Raw genomic sequence first — 18,520 nt, 5'->3', positions numbered from 1 at the left:
TAAATAATTATTTTATTTAGCGTCCTCTCACACCACCGTGCGTACCGTTCGGTACACGGCGGTTCATTAAGTTCCATGCACTTTTAAATATCTCTTGGAAATACTCATATATCCTATTTCTTCTAGGTATTTATTTGTAAGTGTTTTTGATAGGATTGGGCTACCGGATATTCTCCAGTAGCCTTTTCTTGTATTTGAATATTGGTAGGCCTTATATTTATCCATTCCAAGTTTAACAAGATTCTTACACTTCGTCCTTGGTAATTTCCATTGTTTCCAGATACATGCTCTAAGTCTTCGCCTAATCCATTTTTCAATATTTTGTATATTGCCTTTAGCTTTCGCTATGCCAAAGTAATTAATCCAACCTATCATAAGTTGATTAAGTTTCAACATTCTCCATCCCATATCTATTCCTTTATTTCTATTTGTAATTTCTATTACTTTAGATTTTAGTTTATTATATGAGCTTTCATGTATCCTTATTTGGGCGCCGCCCTTTGTAAAATAGAATGAAAATCCTAGAAATTTTCTGCGACTAACTAAGTCAACGGCACTTTTCTTTTCATTTATTTTAAGTTTTAATTCATTTTCAATTAATTTCTTAATACTGTTTAAAACTCTTAACCCTGCTTTTCTACTTTTAACGTAGATATTACAGTCATCTGCGAATCTACAGAATTTATGACCTCTTCTTTCTAATTCTTTATCAACCTCATCAAGCATTATATTTGATAGAAGCGGACTTAATGGTCCTCCTTGGGGAGTTCCTTCTTCATTTGATACGATAACTCCATTTAACATTATTCCACTTTTAAGATATTTCCTTATTAAGTCTAATACTCTTTTATCTTTAATTTGTCTTGATAATCTATCAATTAAAATGTCATGATTTACTTTATCAAAGAATTTCTCTAAATCCATATCTACTACCCATTTATATCCTTCATTTATATATTCTAAGGATTTCTTTATTGCTTGATGCTGACTTCTGTTTGGTCTAAAACCATAACTACTATTAGAGAAAATTGGTTCATATACAAATGTCAACGCTTGTGCTATTGCTTGTTGTATCATTCTATCTACTACTGTTGGAATTCCAAGCATCCTAGTCCCACCGTTAGGTTTAGGTATTTCTACCCTTCTAACAGGTGATGGTTTGTATGTTCCATCTAATAATTTAGATTTCATTGTAGTCCAGTGCTTTTTGCAATAGTCGTGAAGTTCATCAGTCTTTATTCCATCAACACCGTGACTACCTTTATTCTTGATTACTCGTTGCATAGCACGATACATATTATCTTTTGCTAAGATTTTATCGAGTAAATTATTAGTAGATATTTTTGCACGGTTCTCTATTTCTACCTTCGGTAATACCGAAGCTACGCTATGCACTCCATGTTTATTTCCAGTTTCCAACTTTACTTCCACACGGTAGCCTGAATATTCAGTTGTCTGCACTTTATCCACGTTCTTCAATTTATCCAAAGTTGAAAACCTCCTTAATGTTCAGTCCTTCCTATTGATTGCGCAGTCAATAGTACTATGACGTCTGCTGACTTCTGATAGTTCAATTACATATCACTATGTAGGTTATCATCTAGGAAGTTCATCCTCTATTAATGATATATCTATCAGACCTCCCCAGGTAAGAGCAACAACCTTCATCTCATATATCTGCTACATTTACTATTAGAAATTTTGGATAGTGTTGGACTTTGTCTTGTTACGCAAACTCGTCCGTTTCCAATAGCCTCATATGTAGTTCGTGTTCCTCAGACCAAGACTTTGCCGTAGGCTTCCTTCAGATTCCACCTCACGATGGACACCCTTGCCATTAGCTAGCGGTTCCCACTATCAAGCCCGCAACGGACTTTCACCGTCAAGTTGTTGCCCATGCTGGGCACACGTAAAAAGCTAATAATTTCAATAACTGAAATTATTAGCTTAACAAACTATTAGATTAACTTTTTATAATTATTTAAAATCCTTTTCAAATTCATCTATCGCATCTTTTAATAAAGTTACACTATAAGCCATAGATGGTCCTCCACCAAATCCTACAGCAACCATAGCTGCCTCTATTATTTCTTCTCTTGTAGCTCCAAGCTCCAATGATTTATAAACATGGTAAACTATGCAGTATTCGCAACGGTTATACACTCCAATAGCGACACTCATAAGCTCTTTAGTTTTTGTATTTAAAGCTCCTTCTTTGTAGCCAGTATTTAAAAGTCTCATAAATGCATTAACATTTGACTTATTTGTTTCTGCAAGTTCCCCTAATCCCTGAGTAAATGAATTTAATATTTCTCTAACATCTCTTTTCATAATATCCTCCTTAATTTTAATGCCATGGCAATAATTGCTATGACAAGTATTCAAGAAAATTGTAGCACCGAGTGCTACTGTTGTAAAGCATTTACTGTGATTTATTTAGATTTTTTACCATTTTATTTAAAACTTCTTTGAAAGTTTCCAAATCTTCTTCACTTATTCCTTTAATACAATCTTTTGAGAACTTTTCTCCTATAGGTAGTATTTCATCTCTTTTTTTCATTCCTTCATCTGTAAGAAATAGCTTTGTAATTCTTCTGTCTGATGGATCTTTTTCCCTTTTTACTATATTTTCTTTTTCCATACGATCTATTAATCTAACAATGGACGATTCGTTGGAATCTAGTTTTTGGGCCAAGTCTCTTTGAGTTATTCCTTCATTTTTACCTATATAAAACAATGCAGTCCATTGAACTCTTGTAATATTGTGTTCTTGAAGTCTTTGGCTAAATAAATCAGTAATCTCTTTATTGTATTTGTTAGTCATAAAAGCTATACAATCTTCTAGATTAAACATATTTATCTCCTCTTTTATATTTGTTTTTCATTTTAAATTTATTATATGTTCAATACATACGAATGTCATTCGTCTGTTATATTATATAGTATAGCATACTATATAATATAAGGGCTTCATGATCCGAGCAAATCGGTCATGAGGCCCTTTTATTATTTATAATTTAAAGTTTTGTTTCATGCCCCAATAGTATATGATTTTTTAACTTGCTATTCCCACTACCTACATTACTTACTATATTTAAGTAAGAATTATTTTACTATTTTTACTCTTTTTGAAATATCCTCTTTTTCCTTTTCCTCCGGATAAGAGCTTATTCCACCAAAAGGCATTTGTGCATTTAGAGAATAGCTTTCTGGTAGATTAAACATTTCTTTAACCATTTCATCTATTACAGGGTTATAGTGTTGAAGTGAAGCACCTATGCCTAACTCTTTTAAACCACTCCATATACTTAATTGAAGCATACCAGATGACTGAGAAGCCCAATTTGGAAATCTATCTGCATATATTGAAAATTGACTTTGAAGATTTTTCACAATATCTTCATCATAAAAATAAAGAATTGTTCCATAACCATTTTTAAAACTATCAATTTTTTCTCTTGAAACCTTACCTTCAAATACTTCATAAATATTATCCCATAATTGATCTTGCTTTTCTCCTGTTACAACAACAACTCTTGAACTTTTCATATTAAAAGCATCTGGAACTAATTCTGTAGCTTTTTCTACTAAATCAAATACTTCTACCTCATCTACTGGTAAGTCCTTATTAATATGGTAATATGATCTTCTTTCTTTTAATGATTCTAAAATTTTCATAATTATTTATCCTCCCTTTTCATAAAGTTATGAAATTCTTTATTGTTTTTATTAATAATCTACTTTTTCTTTTAAAAAACTTCCATCTTCTAATTCCCTAAATGCCAAATCCAGTTCTTCTCTAGTGTTCATTACTATTGGTCCACCCCAAGATACAGGTTCTTCTAATTTGTCTGAACTTATAAATAAAATCTGTAGATCTTCGTGAAGAGACTCTATATCTAAGGAATCTCCATTGGTTAACTTAACTGCTGTCTTCTCACTTATAGTTTCTCCTGCTATTTTAGCATCTCCAGACAATAAAAATACCAATACTGATTTGTTCTCCTCAGTTTCAATGGTAAACTTATTATTTGCCTCCAGTATTATATGATAATAATTCATTGGTAAATATTTACCCATAAAACCTTTATGCTCTTTATATTGTCCACTTATAAGTCTCAAAATTCCTCCATCTATAGGAATTTCTTTTATTTCTTCTTTCTTTATACTATGGTATTCTGGTGGAGCCATTTTATATTTTCTAGGCATGTTTAACCAAAGTTGAACTCCAAGCATTTTATCTGAAGCAGGTAGTTTTTCTTCATGTAATATTCCAGATCCTGCTGTCATCCATTGAACTTCTCCATCTGTGATTCTATCTTCATTTCCTATACTATCTTTATGAACCATATTTCCCTTAACTATAAGACTTATAGTTTCTATACCTCTATGAGGATGCATTGGAAAACCTGCTGTGTATTCTTCAGGATTTGTGCTATCAAAAGAGTCTAACATTAAAATAGGATCATAAGTCTCAGCTGTAGTATTTCCTAAAACTCTAACTAAACTTACTCCTGCTCCATCTGTAGTTCTAAAACCTCTAACTTTATCTTTTACCATTCTTTTCATCTTCTACACCTCCAAATTTCTTCATATATTTTAGTATCTCTTCCTGTTCTTCTTTGCTCCAAATATTCATCATAGAAGTGATAATTTCTTCGTTTTCTGGATATACAATGTCCATAAGTTCTCTACCTTTTTGTGTAATATGAAGTATAAATCTTCTCTTGTCCTTATCATCATTGCACTTCTCTAAGAAACCTTCCTTCTCTAAATTCTTTACTATAACAGGAATGGTTCCACTAGTACTCAATATTTTGTCCTGAACCTCTCCAACAGATAAATCTCCTTTATGGTAAAGAGCTTCTAATACAGCAAACTGAGCACTTGTTAATCCATATTTTGTATAGACCTTGTTAGTAGCCCTATTTATTTTGTTTAATGCTCTACTCATTCCTATAAATATTTTAAGTTCTGTCATCTCTATAACCTCATCTTTTAATATAATTTAATCATACTTAATATCCCTAATTAGATATAATTTACTCTAATTAGAGATATTCGTCAAGGTTTTTTTAATTATTTTTTATTTTATATTAAATTAAAAAGGAGCCATTTAGGCTCCAAAAAATCTCTAGTACTAATTCTTCTTTTGAAATATAGCAAGTTCTTGACATAAGCTGTCAAGAGCTTAACCCCAAGGGGTATTTGGCTATATACTAATTATTTACACTTTCACCTTGTGAACGTAATTTAAATTTAGCAATCAACTCATTCATTGCATATGATTGTCCTGTTAGCTCCTCACTTGCTGCTGCACTTTCTTCTGAAGTAGCAGAGTTAGATTGTATAACTGCACTAACTTGTTCTACAGACTCTTTTATTTGATTTACAGAGGCAGATTGATCTGATAAATGACTAGATATATTGTCCACTATTCTAGTTGCTAAGTTCGTATTAGTTACTACTTCCTCTAATGATTTTGCTGTATCTTCAGCAATTCCACTTCCTACATTTATAGCATTTACAGTTTCTTCTATAAGTAGGGCTGTATTTTTTGCTGCTTCAGCACTTTTAGCTGATAAATTTCTTACTTCATCTGCAACAACAGCAAATCCTTTACCTGCATCTCCTGCTCTTGCTGCTTCCACTGCTGCATTTAATGCAAGTATATTTGTTTGGAAAGCTATATCATCGATTATTTTGATTATTTTACTTATCTCATTAGATTTTAAATTTATTAATTCTATAGCTGACATCATTTCTTTCATTTTAGCGTTACTATCTTGCATTTTTTCTCCAGCTTCTTTTACTACCTCATTTGCTTTATTAGCATTTTCAGAACTACTACTTATCTTGTCTGAAACATCTTCTATTGCTACTGTAAGTTGTTCAACACTAGCCGCTTGCTCTGATGATCCTTGTGCTAATGACTGTGCACCCATAGAAACTTCGTTTGCTCCAGATGCAACTTGATTAGATGTAAGTGATATATCTTCCATCGTTTCATTCAATGATTTAATTATATTGTCCGAAGAATCTTTTATACTAACAAATTCACCGATGTAATGAGCATTTGTTTCAACAGTTAAATCTCCTTTAGATATAGATGTTAATACATTATCTATATCATATATTATGCCCGATATATTCACTACAAGGTCATATGTTGCATCTGCTAAAATTTTAATTTCATCATTAGTATTTACAGACGGTACTTCTGATGACAAATCTCCTTGTGATAAAAGTTTTATTCTATCTACAAAGGCTATAATTGGATTTACTATATTATTTGCTGATTTTAACGTTATAAATATTCCTAAGGCTAGAGTCATTATTATGCATAATACTATTATTTTCATTCCATTTAAACTGGCTTGCATAAATTCAGATTTGTCTGCTGTTATTGAAATACTCCATCCATTTGTATTTTTAATTGGAGTATATCCTATAAATTCTGCTCCTTTTGCACCTTTAAACTCTTTAATATCTGTATTTCCACTAATCATGTCTTTATATATCTCTGCCATAGGCTGTAATGATTTGTCACTCTTTGCGTCCTCTATTACATTATGTTCTTCTTTTACCAGTTCTTTATTACTGTTTCCTATATCAATTCCTTGAGAATTTACAATAGATGCTTTTCCCGTGTCTCCAACTTCTACATCTGAAGCAATTTCAGATAAAAGCACTGCATCAGTGATAATACCTACAACTCCTTGAACTTCTCCATTTACCATTATAGGTGCAGTTGTAGTCAAAATAGCTTTACCATCTTCTTTATTTATTACAACATCATTTGTTAATGCTTCTTTCTTTTCCATTGTGTCTATAAAATACTGTCTATCAGAAAGATCCAAACCACTTAACAAGTCTACACCATCTTTTCCGATAATAACCATATCATAAATCTCTGTGTGCATTCCATATATTCTATTTACTTCTTCCTTCATTTTTTTAACCATTTTTTGTTTATCTTCTTCGGATTTATCACTTGTCATATATACAAGTGTATCACTGGCGGATATTTCATTTGCTAATGCTCTATATACTTGTAATTTATTATCTATTCTTTTTGATGTTGCTTCTACTGTTTCTTTGAGTATTTTTTCTACAGTTAATTCTGTGCTTTTATATGAAGTTAGTATAGATACTAAACCAACTATAATCGCCATCGTCATAAGTGTAATAAGAGATGAAAATAATAATTTTTGTTTTATTCCAAGTTTAATATCATTTTTAACCTTATTTTTTTTGAAAAATCCTTTCAAATTTGTTAACTTTAATTTTTTATTTATCATGCTTATTCTCCCTTTATCGATTTGATATTTTTGATTTTATAGTATGATAATTTTACACCCTCTTTCTTAGATCATGTCTTTGAAACTATAAAAAACCCTTTATTTATTATCGGAATTAATAAAACTTACTTTATACTTAAATCCAAATTATGTAAATTAAATTTTACAATTTATTTGGTTGTAGATAGATTATATAATTAAATTAAGTATAAAATTTAAAGGTATACACATTTTTGTGCATACCTTTGAAAACAAAAAAGATGCCAATATTACTATCAGCATCTCATCTCTATAAACTAATCAAGTTCTATTTTTAATATTCTACAACTCCATACATTAAAATTTTGTAACATTAAATAAATCATTGATATCTTCCTCTGACAAACTAGACAATAAAGAAGAATTATTCATATCACCACCCATAATATTTGATATTAACTCCTTCTTATCATCTTGCAACTTTATAATCTTCTCTTCCACAGTTCCCTTGGCAATCAACTTAATAACTTGCACCATATTTTTTTGACCAAATCTATGAGCTCTATCTGTGGCTTGATCTTCTATAGCAGGATTCCACCATGGGTCAAAGTGAATAACTATGTCTGCACTTGTAAGATTTAAACCTGTTCCTCCAGCTTTTAAGGAAATTAAAAACACTTGTTTTTCCTGACTTTCATTAAATTCATTTACTAAATCAGTTCTTTTAGCAGCACCAATTGAACCATCTAAATAATAATATTTAATATTTTGTGCCTCCAGCTCCTTACCTAGTTTTTTTAGAACTGTTGTAAATTGAGAGAATAAAAGTATTTTATGATTATCACTTACGCCTTCTTTTATAAGATCTAAACAAACATCTATTTTAGCACTTTTACCTTTATAGTCTTCCATTAATATGGACGGATCTAAACACAATTGTCTAAGTTTTGTTAAATATGAGAATATAGTTATTTTATCTTCATTAAAGTCTTTATTTTCTCTTTTTTCATTTATATCTTTAACTACTGCTGTATATGCTTTTTTCTGCTCTTTATCCATTTCCACAAAGAATTTCTTTTCTATCTTCTCTGGTAATTCTGATAAAACATCTTTTTTCATTCTTCTTAAAATAAAAGGATTTATCATTTTCTTTAATTCTTTTAAATTTTCTTTCTTTCCTTTTATAAACTTTTCTTCAAAAGCCTTTTTACTAAAAAGATATCCTGGCATTAAATAATCAAATATGGACCAAAGCTCCATTAAATTATTTTCTATTGGAGTTCCAGTTAAAGCAAATTTAACTCCTGCATTTATATCTTTAACGCAATGAGTATTTTGAGCATTTGGATTTTTTATATTTTGACCTTCATCTATTATCATATAATCAAAATACATTTTCTCATAATATTCATAATCATTTCTTAGAGTAGAGTAAGTCGTCAGTATGACGTCATAGTTTTTCATATCATCAAACAATTCCATCCTAAAGTTTTTATCCCCATGCATTATAAGCACTTTCATATCTGGTGCAAAATTTTCAAACTCATCTTTCCAGTTATATATGAGAGATGTAGGTGTAACTATCAAACTCTTTTTATTACAATTTGAAAGTAAAAAACAAATAGTCTGTATGGTTTTTCCAAGACCCATTTCATCTGCCAATATGCCACCAAACTCAAAGTGACTTAAAGTATTAAACCATTTATAACCATCCACTTGATAATCTCTCAGCGTGGCATTTAAATTTTCAGGTACTTCACATACTACTTCATTCATAGTATTAATTTTCTCTGCTATTGACTTTAGATATTCTTTGCCACTTATAAATTTAAATTCACTATTTTTCATACTTTCATTTAAATAAATAGCTTTGTTATTGTTAAGCTTTATAATATTTTGCTTTATATCTTTTGATATATCTCCCACTATATTGTCTAGCAATTCAAAAAACTCTTTTGCATCATCATTACTTAAATCAAGTATAGTATCGTTTTTCAACCTATGAAATCTTTTATTTTCTTTGAATGATTTTAGTATATTTTTATATTCTTTTTCATCAACATTTTCAATATTAAAATTTATTTCTAAAAATTTTCTATCCTTGTTTTCATTAATACTAGCACTTATACTTGGATTTTGTATTTTATACTTAAATTTATCAGAGTAATATACATCACCTAAGGATTTTAGCTCTTTTATATCATCACTTAATAACTTATATAAATCTAATTCTCTTCCTTTAAATAAAAACTTATTATTTTCCTCTTCAAATAGCAAGTTATTTAAAACTGATTTAGTGTGATTTTCTTTTTTTATATCTCTTATTATGTAAAACTCTTCATTGTTATTTTCATCGTTATATATAAACTTTAAATCCAAATATACAGATTCTTTTTTCCTATCCAAGTAAAATTCTATTTTCAAATCTTTTTTTATTTTTTTAGTTATTTTCTCATCTATATTTATGATTTCACTAATTTCATCTAGCTTTGGAATAATTTTTTGTATAACTTCTCCTGCTCTTGATTTACTAAATTTTATTTGATGATCTGTTCTTAAAAATTCATAGAAATTCCTATATCCATTATATTGACTTTTTGATGGTAAATACAAATTACCATTGTGAAAAAACACATCTCCCTTAGCATTTAATGGTAATGGCATGTTTTCATCTGTAGTTAGTACAATATTTTCTTCTTTTTCTTTTATATTAAATGATATATTTAAATCACCATGTATTATTTTTGAGTCATATTCTGAATTATTAATTTTTAATTTTATAGCCTTATCCCCTACTGTTACTAGAAATCTTTTTAGAGATTTGCCCACTACATTAAGGGCTTTTCCCTCTACTAATTCAATTTGACGTCTATATTTAGGTACTACAGACAACTGTTCATTAATAAATACCATTTCATCCATGTAAGATATTATATTTTCATCTTGCACAGAAAAAATATGTTTCTTAGGGTTGTATGTAAAATCCTTTCCATATTTTATTTCTTTCCCAGAATATCTAGATATTATGAAATCTCTAGGACTTTTAAGTACATACATTTTGTCCTCACCTATTTTAAATTGAACTTTACAGTAAGGTTCCTCTAAGGATGCATCCATATATACCTCTAAATTTATTTTTTTATAGTCATCATTAATATTATTTAATATTATATCTTCTGGAGTTAATTTAGATGATTTATTAATTTCTTCATGTATTTGTGTAAGAGCCTCTACTCTATTTGTGTTTTCTAATATTTCCACGGCTTCTAACAAAGTAGCCACAATATGTTTGCATATATATGTGCCTCTTCTATTATTTTCTCTGTAATCTTCACAGCTACATTTTGTTTGTTCTATCTCCAAATTTTCTAAATTTATTGCTAATATACTTTCATAATCTCTGTAACTTCTAGAGCCTTCTACTTGTGCATCTATTATTAAATATTCATTTTCTGTGGAAAAATCTACTCCGTATACTTTTTCTTCCTTATAATATATGTTTCCTCTTTGCCATCTTGTAGGATGAGTAATCAATCTAGCTTTACTTTTTATTTGTTCTGTTATCACTGATTTTCTCCTATTTTTTCAAGTTATCATCAATATATAATTCTACATCTTCTTTTTCTATTCCTAATACAATGGAAAACTCATCATCAATTAAACTTTTGGCCGTTCTCATAAATTTATCATCCATTTGATTAAGTTTCTTACCATTATTAGTTGCAATGTTTTTCTTATCTTTAAGTGTTACCATTACAGTCAATAAATTCATACAATCATGACTCTTTAATAATTGTTTATAATACTCTTGCGATTCTCTTACACTTTTTTCATCATGGTTAATTTCTTTTATTGATGGAATCTGTTCAATTAATTTATGAACTTCTTCATATGATACAATTGGTCTCATAAATACATTAGTATCTATAGGCGCAAATACTGTTCCATTATCATGCATTGGTTTTAATGTATAATAAGTCTTTCCTTTACTACTTCCACCAATACTTAATTCACTTATATTGTCTATCCTACAAACACCTTCATTTCCATAAACAATAAATTCTCCAATTTTATACATATTCATTCTCTCCCATCTTATTTTTTATTTTCTAGAAGTAGTTCTTCTATTAAAAATTACTCTTCGTGCTAATCTGCAAAGTGTTTAAAAAAAAAGACCCTATAAAGGATCTTTCCCGAAACAATATATATTATTATAATATAGTTATGTTTTCTGCTTGAGGACCTCTAGCACCTTTAACTACATTAAAGCTTACTTTTTGACCTTCTTCTAAAGTTTTGTATCCATCAGTTTGTATAGCTGAGAAATGAGCGAATACATCTTCTCCACCATCAACTGTTATAAATCCAAAACCTTTTTCACTATTAAACCATTTTACTATTCCGTTACTCATATTATTAATTCTCCTATCAAAATCTCTTTCAAGATTTTTTACCATTTTGTATTACTACAATAAATATATTATATCACAGTTTTTTAAAAATAGATATAATAATTATAAAATAATTAATTTTCTATTTTTTTATTAAGTTTCAGTGATTATTTTAAACTATTCATCAAATCTTCAAATTCATCAAAATGAAGTGATTGCATTCCATCTGACAATGCTTCACTTGGATTTGGATGAACTTCTATCATTAAACCATCAGCTCCACAGGCCATCGCCGCAAGGGACATTGGTTTTACAAGTTCTCTAACTCCCGTTCCATGACTTGGGTCTACTATAACAGGTAAACCCGTTTCTTTTTGTATAATTGGAACTGCAGCTAAATCAAGTGTGTTTCTAGTATAATCGTTATAAGTTCTTATACCTCTTTCACACATTATAATCTTTTGATTGCCTTCCTGGGCAATATACTCGGCTGCTCCAATCCATTCACTTATAGTTGCTGCGATTCCTCTTTTTAGCATAACAGGCTTGTCTTGTTTTCCTACTTCTGTAAGTAAACTGAAGTTTTGCATATTTCTTGAACCTATTTGAATTATGTCACTTATTGCATAAAGTTTTTCCAAATCTCTAACATCCATAAGTTCTGTGATTACAGCTAATTTAGTTTCTTTTTTTACTGCTTTTAAAATTTCTAAACCTTCTTCTTTTAATCCTTTAAATGAGGATGGTGAAGTTCTTGGCTTAAAGCCCCGCCTCTAAGTATATTTGCTCCTTGTGATTTAACAAATTTAGCAGTCTTTAAAAGTTGGTCATAACTTTCTATTGCACAGGGTCCTGCCATTATTACTTTGTCTTTTTTGAATACTATTGTTTTATCACATGAGCCTATTTCTAAATTTACATCCTCATGGAAAAGTGCTTTTTTCATGAATATTAAGCTCCTTAATTTCTCTTTAGTAAATATTTTTATATATAAGATATTATTTTTTCAAATACTTCATTATTTGAAGGATAAGCTATCTTGTCAATTTGTGAAATTTTCATAGCTTTCATTAAGCTGTTTGATATAAATGCAAAGTCAAAGTTATTAATATCTTCCAGTTTTATTTCTCCTTCTATAACTTCAATACTTATTTTTTTACAAATATCTAAGATTTTTCTTTTCATTATACCATTTAAAATGGGTAACTCATCATGTGGAGTATAAATTTTATCTTCTTTTATAAAAAATATATTACTCATAGAACATTCTAATATAATATTTTCATAATTTACAAATAACCCATCGTCAAAATTATTTTCAGTAGCGTATTTTTTAGTATAAATATTTTCATAGTAATTTGTAGTTTTATGTTTGTATATTATACTATCTCCTCTTTTTATAGGAGATATTGTTAGCTTAAATCCTTTATTATAAATTTCTTCACTATAAGTTATAGGTCTAGTAGAAATATTATAACCTTCATCAAATACAGTTATTCTTAATGCTTTGTTTTTTATTTTATTATCATCTATATAATTTAAAATAGCTTGCGTTAAAAATTCCTTATGATATTTAATATTCATATTTAGTGATTCAATAGATTTAAACATTCTATTCATATGTAAATCCAAATCAAGAGGATTATCTTCAATTTTTATTGTTTCAAATAAGCCAATACCAAATTTACTTAGCTCACTATTAAAACTTACATTATTCTTCATAGTAACCTCTTAAAGCTTTCATTATAGATTGTGCTTTATCAAGGGTTTCTTGATATTCTTCACTTGGGTCAGAACCCCATGTCATACCCCCACCTACTTGAAAATACACATTATCTTCTTTTTTCACTACAGTTCTTATGGCTATATTTAAATCCATATCTCCATTAAAGCCAATATAACCAATGGAACCTGTATATGCATTTCTTTGAGTTGGCTCCAATTCATCTATAATCTCCATTGCTCTAATTTTTGGTGCCCCAGTTATTGATCCTCCTGGGAAAGTTGCTTTTATTGCATCTACTGCATCTTTGTCATCATCTAGCTCTCCTACTACTGTTGCAACTAGATGATTTACATTGGCATAAGGCTCTATTACAAATAGTTCTGGTACTTTTACACTTCCTATCTTTGATATTCTTCCTATGTCATTTCTTTCTAAATCTACTATCATAAGTAGCTCTGCCCTATCTTTTTCACTATTTCTCAATTCTTCTTGAAGTTTTAAATCTTCTTGTTTGTTTTTACCCCTAGGCCTTGTTCCTTTTATGGGTCTTGTTTCTAATTTTCTATCTATACATTTTATAAATCGCTCTGGTGAGTTGGATAAAATATTAAAATCATCAAAGTTTAAGTATGCTCCAAAAGGTGCAGGACTTACTCTTCTTAAATCTTTGTATAATTCATAACTGGATAAAGTAGTTTTCCCACTAAATCTTTGTGTTAAGTTTGCTTGATAAATATCTCCACTCTTTATATATTGTCTAACTTTTTCAACTGAATTTTCAAATTCCTTTTTCGTAAAATTAGATGAAAGTTTTGTTGGAGGTACTTCTTTTTCTTCATAGCAAATTGGATTTACTCCATTTTTTTCAGCATCATTAATTTTATTTTCAATATTTAAAACTATATTTTCTTCTTTTTTCACATCTAAATTTGGTGTTGCTATATATGTTTTTTCTTTTAAATGATCAACTACTATTACATGATCGTATAAACCAAAGTAAAGATCATAAACATTTAAATCATCTTTTGCACTTCTTGGTAGATTTTCTATGTAATTTCCTAAATCATAAGACAAATAACCAACTGCGCCTCCTATAAAAGGAAGGTCTGTATTATTTTCTACTTTATATTTATTTAATTCCTCTTGTAAAAAATCAAGGGGGTTTTCTTTACTGTTTTTATATTTTAAAGTTTTGAATGGATTGCTACTAATAAAAGAATATCTGCCTAATTTATTTTTATCCATAGCACTATCTAAAATAAAACTATCTTTTTCATCTTTAAATATGGTAAATATCTCAAAAGCACTTAGTTTAGTATTAATTTCTTTTATCATTTTACACATGTACCCTTTCTCTAGCTTCTTTTATAAAATTTCTAAGTATTTCATGACCTTGTTCTGACAAAATTGCTTCTGGATGAAATTGTACTCCTTCTATAAGATAAGTCTTGTGTCTAATACCCATTATTTCTCCTTCTTTTGTCAAGGCAGTTATTTCTAAATCATGTGGTAAATTTTCTTTGTCCACTACTAAAGAATGATATCTTGTTACATTTAGTGGGTTGTTTAAATCTTTAAATACTCCTTTATTATTATGTTTTATAGCATGAACTTTTCCATGTACAGGCTCCAATGCTTTCACTACCTTTCCTCCAAAAACATGTCCTATAGTTTGATGTCCTAAGCATATACCAAGAATTGGCTTTTTGCCCTTAAAATGATTTACCAAATCTATACATATTCCGGCCTCCATAGGTGAACATGGCCCTGGTGATAAAACTATTATTTCTGGATTTAAAGATTCTATTTCTTCTAAGGTTATTTCTTTGTTTCTTCTTACTACGATTTCTTCTCCTAATTCTCCTATATATTGAACTAGGTTATATACAAATGAGTCGTAGTTATCAATCATAAGAATCATATAGGTACCCCCTAATATAATGTGTAATTTTTAACAATCTTCAATATAATTATAGTATAGTTTATTTTATAATGTGTCTATATGTTTAAATTTATTATAAATGATTTTCAAATGTTATTTTCTTCCTAAACAAAGTTCAGTAGTTTTAAATTTCAAATAAATAAAGAAGAGCTATCGTCCAAGGATTTTTCAATCATTTATTCGACAGCCCCTTATTTATATATTTAGTCCATTTTAACTATTTAAAATGTAGATTTTATTCTACTAAAGTATTGAATTTCTTATCTAATGTCCATAATATTATACCACAGATAAGAACTATTGCTCCAACTAAACCGTATGCTGGTGCAAATGAATAGTTACCTAAAAATTCATATAAATATCCATAAGATTTACCGGCTATAAATATTGCAAATGGCCATACTCCCATCATAAGTCCTAAAACTCTTGCTGGTGAGAATTTAGATATAAATGAATTTCCTAGTGGTGAGAATACCATTTCACCAAGAGACATTAATATACCTACTGCAACAATCCACATTAAGTTTGCTTGATTTTCTCCTCTTATTACTTCAGCTCCAGCCATTACTACAAATGATATTCCAAGAAGTAACATACCTAATGCAGTTTTCTTAAACATACTTAAATCACCTTTTGGTGAATTAGCACGTTTAGTCCATATAGCAGCAAGTACTGGTCCTAGAATTATACAACATAAAGCATTTAATGAGTCAAACCATGCAGATGGAACTGTAAAGTTACCAATCATCCAATTTGCTTTATTAGCATAATCAAAGTCAGGACCCCAGTGATACATAATTGGCATGTATGTTAAGTACCATACAACCCAGAAAATTATAGAAAATAAAGTTACAAGGAAAATAGCTGCAACTCTATGCTTTTCTTGCTTAGTTAGAGGTTCACTATCACTTTTTTGTTTATTTTTTTCACTTTCAATATTTGTTTCATTGATTTTAAATGGTTTTCTACCTATATCACCAAAATATGCTCTTCCTCCAAATATTAACCATATAGTATCAAGGAATAATAATAGGGCACAAACTAAAAATGTTGGTCCAAAACCTATTCCATAAGCTACAAATGATACAGCTGTTGTACCTATAAATGAACCTATATTTACAAATGAATACTGAATTGTAAAAGCTGAATCTAGCTGATCCTTGTCTTCAAATAATCTACCATTTATACCTGATACATTACCTTTAAATAAACCTGTTCCAATAGAAACTAAAATAATCATTAACCATATCATTGCAACTGAACCTTGTAATGCAGATTGCCATCCACATAAATATCCCAGACCCATTAATAATGTTCCTAAAGGCACGCAGATTCTAGGACTGACCCATCTATCTGCTATATATCCACCAATTATAGGTGTTAAGTATGTAAATGCTACTAAATTTGCACTCATTTTTGCACCATCAGCGTCAGTTAAGCCTAGGCCACCTTCAATCAATGTTTTTGCAACAAACAAGGCAATTAGCCACTTACAAGAATAAAATGCCATACGCTCTAATGTAAATGAAAATGCGCATACATAAAAGCCTTTTGGATATTTCCTTTTTGTTTTTACAGTGTTTTCTATATTTCCCCTCCTAATTTTTTTGTTTCTGTCAATACATTTTTGCCCCTAAGAGAAAGGTATCAGAAATTATATATATGGTCAATCATTTATATATAATTTTTTCTGTATACAATATTGTTAACATAATATTATTGTAAAGTATAATTTTAAGGCCTACACATTTTTGTGTAGGCCTTTATAAACTAAAAATTAATTAACAAATATCCATCAATAAATTTAGCACCTGTAATCTCCTTATCATACAAATCTACAGGCAAAGGAAAACGCCTAGTTTCATTTTTCACACTGAGAATAATTTCATTTTTATCTTGTTTTAAATTCAACTCCCTTTTATCTGCAAAAGGTAAAAGTATTCTCATAATAGTGCTTTCTTTACTTCTTTCTATGGTAAATATATCTTTTTTAAACAATACCTTTGTAATATCATCATCTTCAAATAACTTAGACCCTACTTTTTCCAGTACTTCAATATTTCTAATTTCACATTTTTGTAGTTCCAAATAATATCTTGGTACTTCTGAAAAACTTTCTTCTATTTCTCTTAATCCTTCATCTTGCATTTTTATCCATTTAGTAAAATAACCTTCCATTGCCTCTTTAGGATAAATTTTATTTACAATTATGGCATCCACATTATAATTGTATAGATGTAAACAAGTGAAGTTTCTTTTTGCTTCTTTTATAACTATTTTTTCTGGAGTTGTGACTATTCTAAGACTTACTATGTCTTTGTTTAACATTAAGCTTTGTAAACGCTCCATTTTCTTCATTACATATTCTATATCATCAAAAACATTGTCTTCAGGCATAGGTATTTTCATTACTTTTTCAATGGTTGGACCTGCTATTTGAGCTCCTTTTCTCTTTATTGGAAGTACTTTTTCTATAAGGTTTGATAACATTTCAGGATATTTTAAAAGAGATAAAGTTTCACCAGTAGGAGCACAGTCCACTATTAAAACATCGTATTCTTTTTTATCGTATATTTCTAAAATTTTAAATAGAGCAAATAGTTCTTCTAATCCAGGAAACACTAAAAGTTCTTCCACTTCAATACTGCCCTCACCTTTAATTGTAAGCAATCTTTTCATATACTCTTTTAGATTTCCCCAGCTTTTTTCCCCTTCATATATTGTATCTATTTCCATACCGTATAAATTTTTATTAATTTTTGTAGGCTCTTTGTCTAATTTCATATTAAAGGAGTCTGCTAAACTATGCGCTTGATCAGTGCTCATTATTAGTACTTTCTTTCCATCTTTGGCAACTTTACAAGCACTAGCAGCTGCCAAACTTGTTTTTCCAACTCCACCTTTTCCTGTATATAAAATTACTCTCATAGTGTTTCCTCCTTTAATCTATATTCACCTTTTTAACACTCTTGTTTTCTTCTTTATTATCTTTACTATTATCTTTACTTTCAAAAATATCTGGTAATATTAAATCACTTATACATTCCATCATCATGATTTTCATTTCTTTTTCTATAACATCTAGGTGATTAGCCATATTTTCTGGGAATAAGGATTTTATAGCCATACTTTGATATTTTTTAGCTTCACATAATCTATTAAATAATTCTTTATTCATTTT

Annotated in this window: 18 protein-coding genes; all 18 read right to left on the bottom strand. The window is 29.2% G+C overall.

Translation table 11 applies throughout. The features are described 5' to 3' along the window. Positions 1 to 66 precede the first annotated feature (66 nt). The 18 genes from ltrA to TVTCOM_RS08785 all read right to left on the bottom strand — a co-directional run bounded on the left by ltrA (position 67) and on the right by TVTCOM_RS08785 (position 18,517). On the bottom strand, positions 67 to 1,488 hold the full coding sequence (gene ltrA / locus TVTCOM_RS08870) for a group II intron reverse transcriptase/maturase (RefSeq protein ID WP_228110198.1): 1,422 nt from the start codon (positions 1,486 to 1,488) through the stop codon (positions 67 to 69). Positions 1,489 to 1,977: 489 nt separating this feature from the next. After that, the gene (locus TVTCOM_RS08865; protein ID WP_434799471.1) at positions 1,978 to 2,331 is read right to left on the bottom strand and encodes a carboxymuconolactone decarboxylase family protein; all 354 of its coding nucleotides are present in this window, start codon (positions 2,329 to 2,331) and stop codon (positions 1,978 to 1,980) included. Positions 2,332 to 2,422: 91 nt separating this feature from the next. Beyond that, the gene (locus tag TVTCOM_RS08860; RefSeq protein ID WP_434799470.1) at positions 2,423 to 2,854 is read right to left on the bottom strand and encodes a MarR family winged helix-turn-helix transcriptional regulator; all 432 of its coding nucleotides are present in this window, start codon (positions 2,852 to 2,854) and stop codon (positions 2,423 to 2,425) included. 251 nt (positions 2,855 to 3,105) lie between these two features. Further along, positions 3,106 to 3,678, bottom strand: a complete 573-nt coding sequence (locus TVTCOM_RS08855; RefSeq protein WP_434799469.1) for a nitroreductase family protein — start codon at positions 3,676 to 3,678, stop codon at positions 3,106 to 3,108. Between the two features lie 51 nt (positions 3,679 to 3,729). Next, positions 3,730 to 4,569: a pirin family protein gene (locus tag TVTCOM_RS08850; RefSeq protein ID WP_434799468.1), complete on the bottom strand. Its 840-nt coding sequence runs from the start codon at positions 4,567 to 4,569 to the stop codon at positions 3,730 to 3,732. Then, the gene (locus tag TVTCOM_RS08845; protein WP_434799467.1) at positions 4,547 to 4,981 is read right to left on the bottom strand and encodes a MarR family winged helix-turn-helix transcriptional regulator; all 435 of its coding nucleotides are present in this window, start codon (positions 4,979 to 4,981) and stop codon (positions 4,547 to 4,549) included. The genes TVTCOM_RS08850 and TVTCOM_RS08845 overlap by 23 nt, the downstream gene beginning before the upstream one ends. A 238-nt stretch (positions 4,982 to 5,219) precedes the next feature. Then, the gene (locus tag TVTCOM_RS08840; RefSeq protein ID WP_434799466.1) at positions 5,220 to 7,301 is read right to left on the bottom strand and encodes a methyl-accepting chemotaxis protein; all 2,082 of its coding nucleotides are present in this window, start codon (positions 7,299 to 7,301) and stop codon (positions 5,220 to 5,222) included. 336 nt (positions 7,302 to 7,637) lie between these two features. After that, positions 7,638 to 10,847, bottom strand: coding sequence for an SNF2 helicase associated domain-containing protein (locus TVTCOM_RS08835; protein WP_434799465.1), 3,210 nt, complete (start codon positions 10,845 to 10,847; stop codon positions 7,638 to 7,640). A 10-nt stretch (positions 10,848 to 10,857) separates the two neighbouring features. Then, positions 10,858 to 11,358, bottom strand: a complete 501-nt coding sequence (locus tag TVTCOM_RS08830) for a CarD family transcriptional regulator (protein ID WP_434799464.1) — start codon at positions 11,356 to 11,358, stop codon at positions 10,858 to 10,860. Between the two features lie 133 nt (positions 11,359 to 11,491). Continuing rightward, complete coding sequence (locus TVTCOM_RS08825) at positions 11,492 to 11,692, bottom strand: cold-shock protein (protein ID WP_419727107.1); 201 nt, start codon at positions 11,690 to 11,692, stop codon at positions 11,492 to 11,494. 146 nt (positions 11,693 to 11,838) lie between these two features. Beyond that, positions 11,839 to 12,378: a 3-deoxy-7-phosphoheptulonate synthase gene (gene aroF, locus TVTCOM_RS08820; RefSeq protein ID WP_434799729.1), complete on the bottom strand. Its 540-nt coding sequence runs from the start codon at positions 12,376 to 12,378 to the stop codon at positions 11,839 to 11,841. A gap of 17 nt (positions 12,379 to 12,395) precedes the next feature. Continuing rightward, on the bottom strand, positions 12,396 to 12,617 hold the full coding sequence (locus TVTCOM_RS08815) for a hypothetical protein (RefSeq protein WP_434799463.1): 222 nt from the start codon (positions 12,615 to 12,617) through the stop codon (positions 12,396 to 12,398). Positions 12,618 to 12,655: 38 nt separating this feature from the next. Beyond that, entirely contained in the window at positions 12,656 to 13,393 is a 738-nt protein-coding gene (locus tag TVTCOM_RS08810) for an aminotransferase class IV (protein ID WP_434799462.1), read from the bottom strand. Then, positions 13,383 to 14,732 (bottom strand): aminodeoxychorismate synthase component I, encoded by a 1,350-nt coding sequence (gene pabB / locus TVTCOM_RS08805; RefSeq protein ID WP_434799461.1) that lies wholly within the window; start codon positions 14,730 to 14,732, stop codon positions 13,383 to 13,385. The genes TVTCOM_RS08810 and pabB overlap by 11 nt, the downstream gene beginning before the upstream one ends. A 1-nt stretch (position 14,733) precedes the next feature. Further along, the gene (locus TVTCOM_RS08800) at positions 14,734 to 15,318 is read right to left on the bottom strand and encodes an anthranilate synthase component II (protein ID WP_434799460.1); all 585 of its coding nucleotides are present in this window, start codon (positions 15,316 to 15,318) and stop codon (positions 14,734 to 14,736) included. Between the two features lie 256 nt (positions 15,319 to 15,574). Further along, positions 15,575 to 16,927: a peptide MFS transporter gene (locus TVTCOM_RS08795; RefSeq protein WP_434799728.1), complete on the bottom strand. Its 1,353-nt coding sequence runs from the start codon at positions 16,925 to 16,927 to the stop codon at positions 15,575 to 15,577. A 182-nt stretch (positions 16,928 to 17,109) separates the two neighbouring features. Then, the gene (locus TVTCOM_RS08790) at positions 17,110 to 18,267 is read right to left on the bottom strand and encodes an ArsA family ATPase (RefSeq protein WP_434799459.1); all 1,158 of its coding nucleotides are present in this window, start codon (positions 18,265 to 18,267) and stop codon (positions 17,110 to 17,112) included. A 13-nt stretch (positions 18,268 to 18,280) separates the two neighbouring features. Further along, positions 18,281 to 18,517, bottom strand: coding sequence for a hypothetical protein (locus tag TVTCOM_RS08785; protein WP_434799458.1), 237 nt, complete (start codon positions 18,515 to 18,517; stop codon positions 18,281 to 18,283). Between the last annotated feature and the right edge of the window lie 3 nt (positions 18,518 to 18,520).

It is taken from the genome of Terrisporobacter vanillatitrophus (assembly GCF_051148895.1).
Taxonomy (GTDB): Bacteria; Bacillota; Clostridia; order Peptostreptococcales; family Peptostreptococcaceae; genus Terrisporobacter; species Terrisporobacter vanillatitrophus.
The sequence above is the reverse complement of the archived record's forward strand: the minus strand, read 5'-3'. Positions and strand labels throughout refer to the sequence as shown.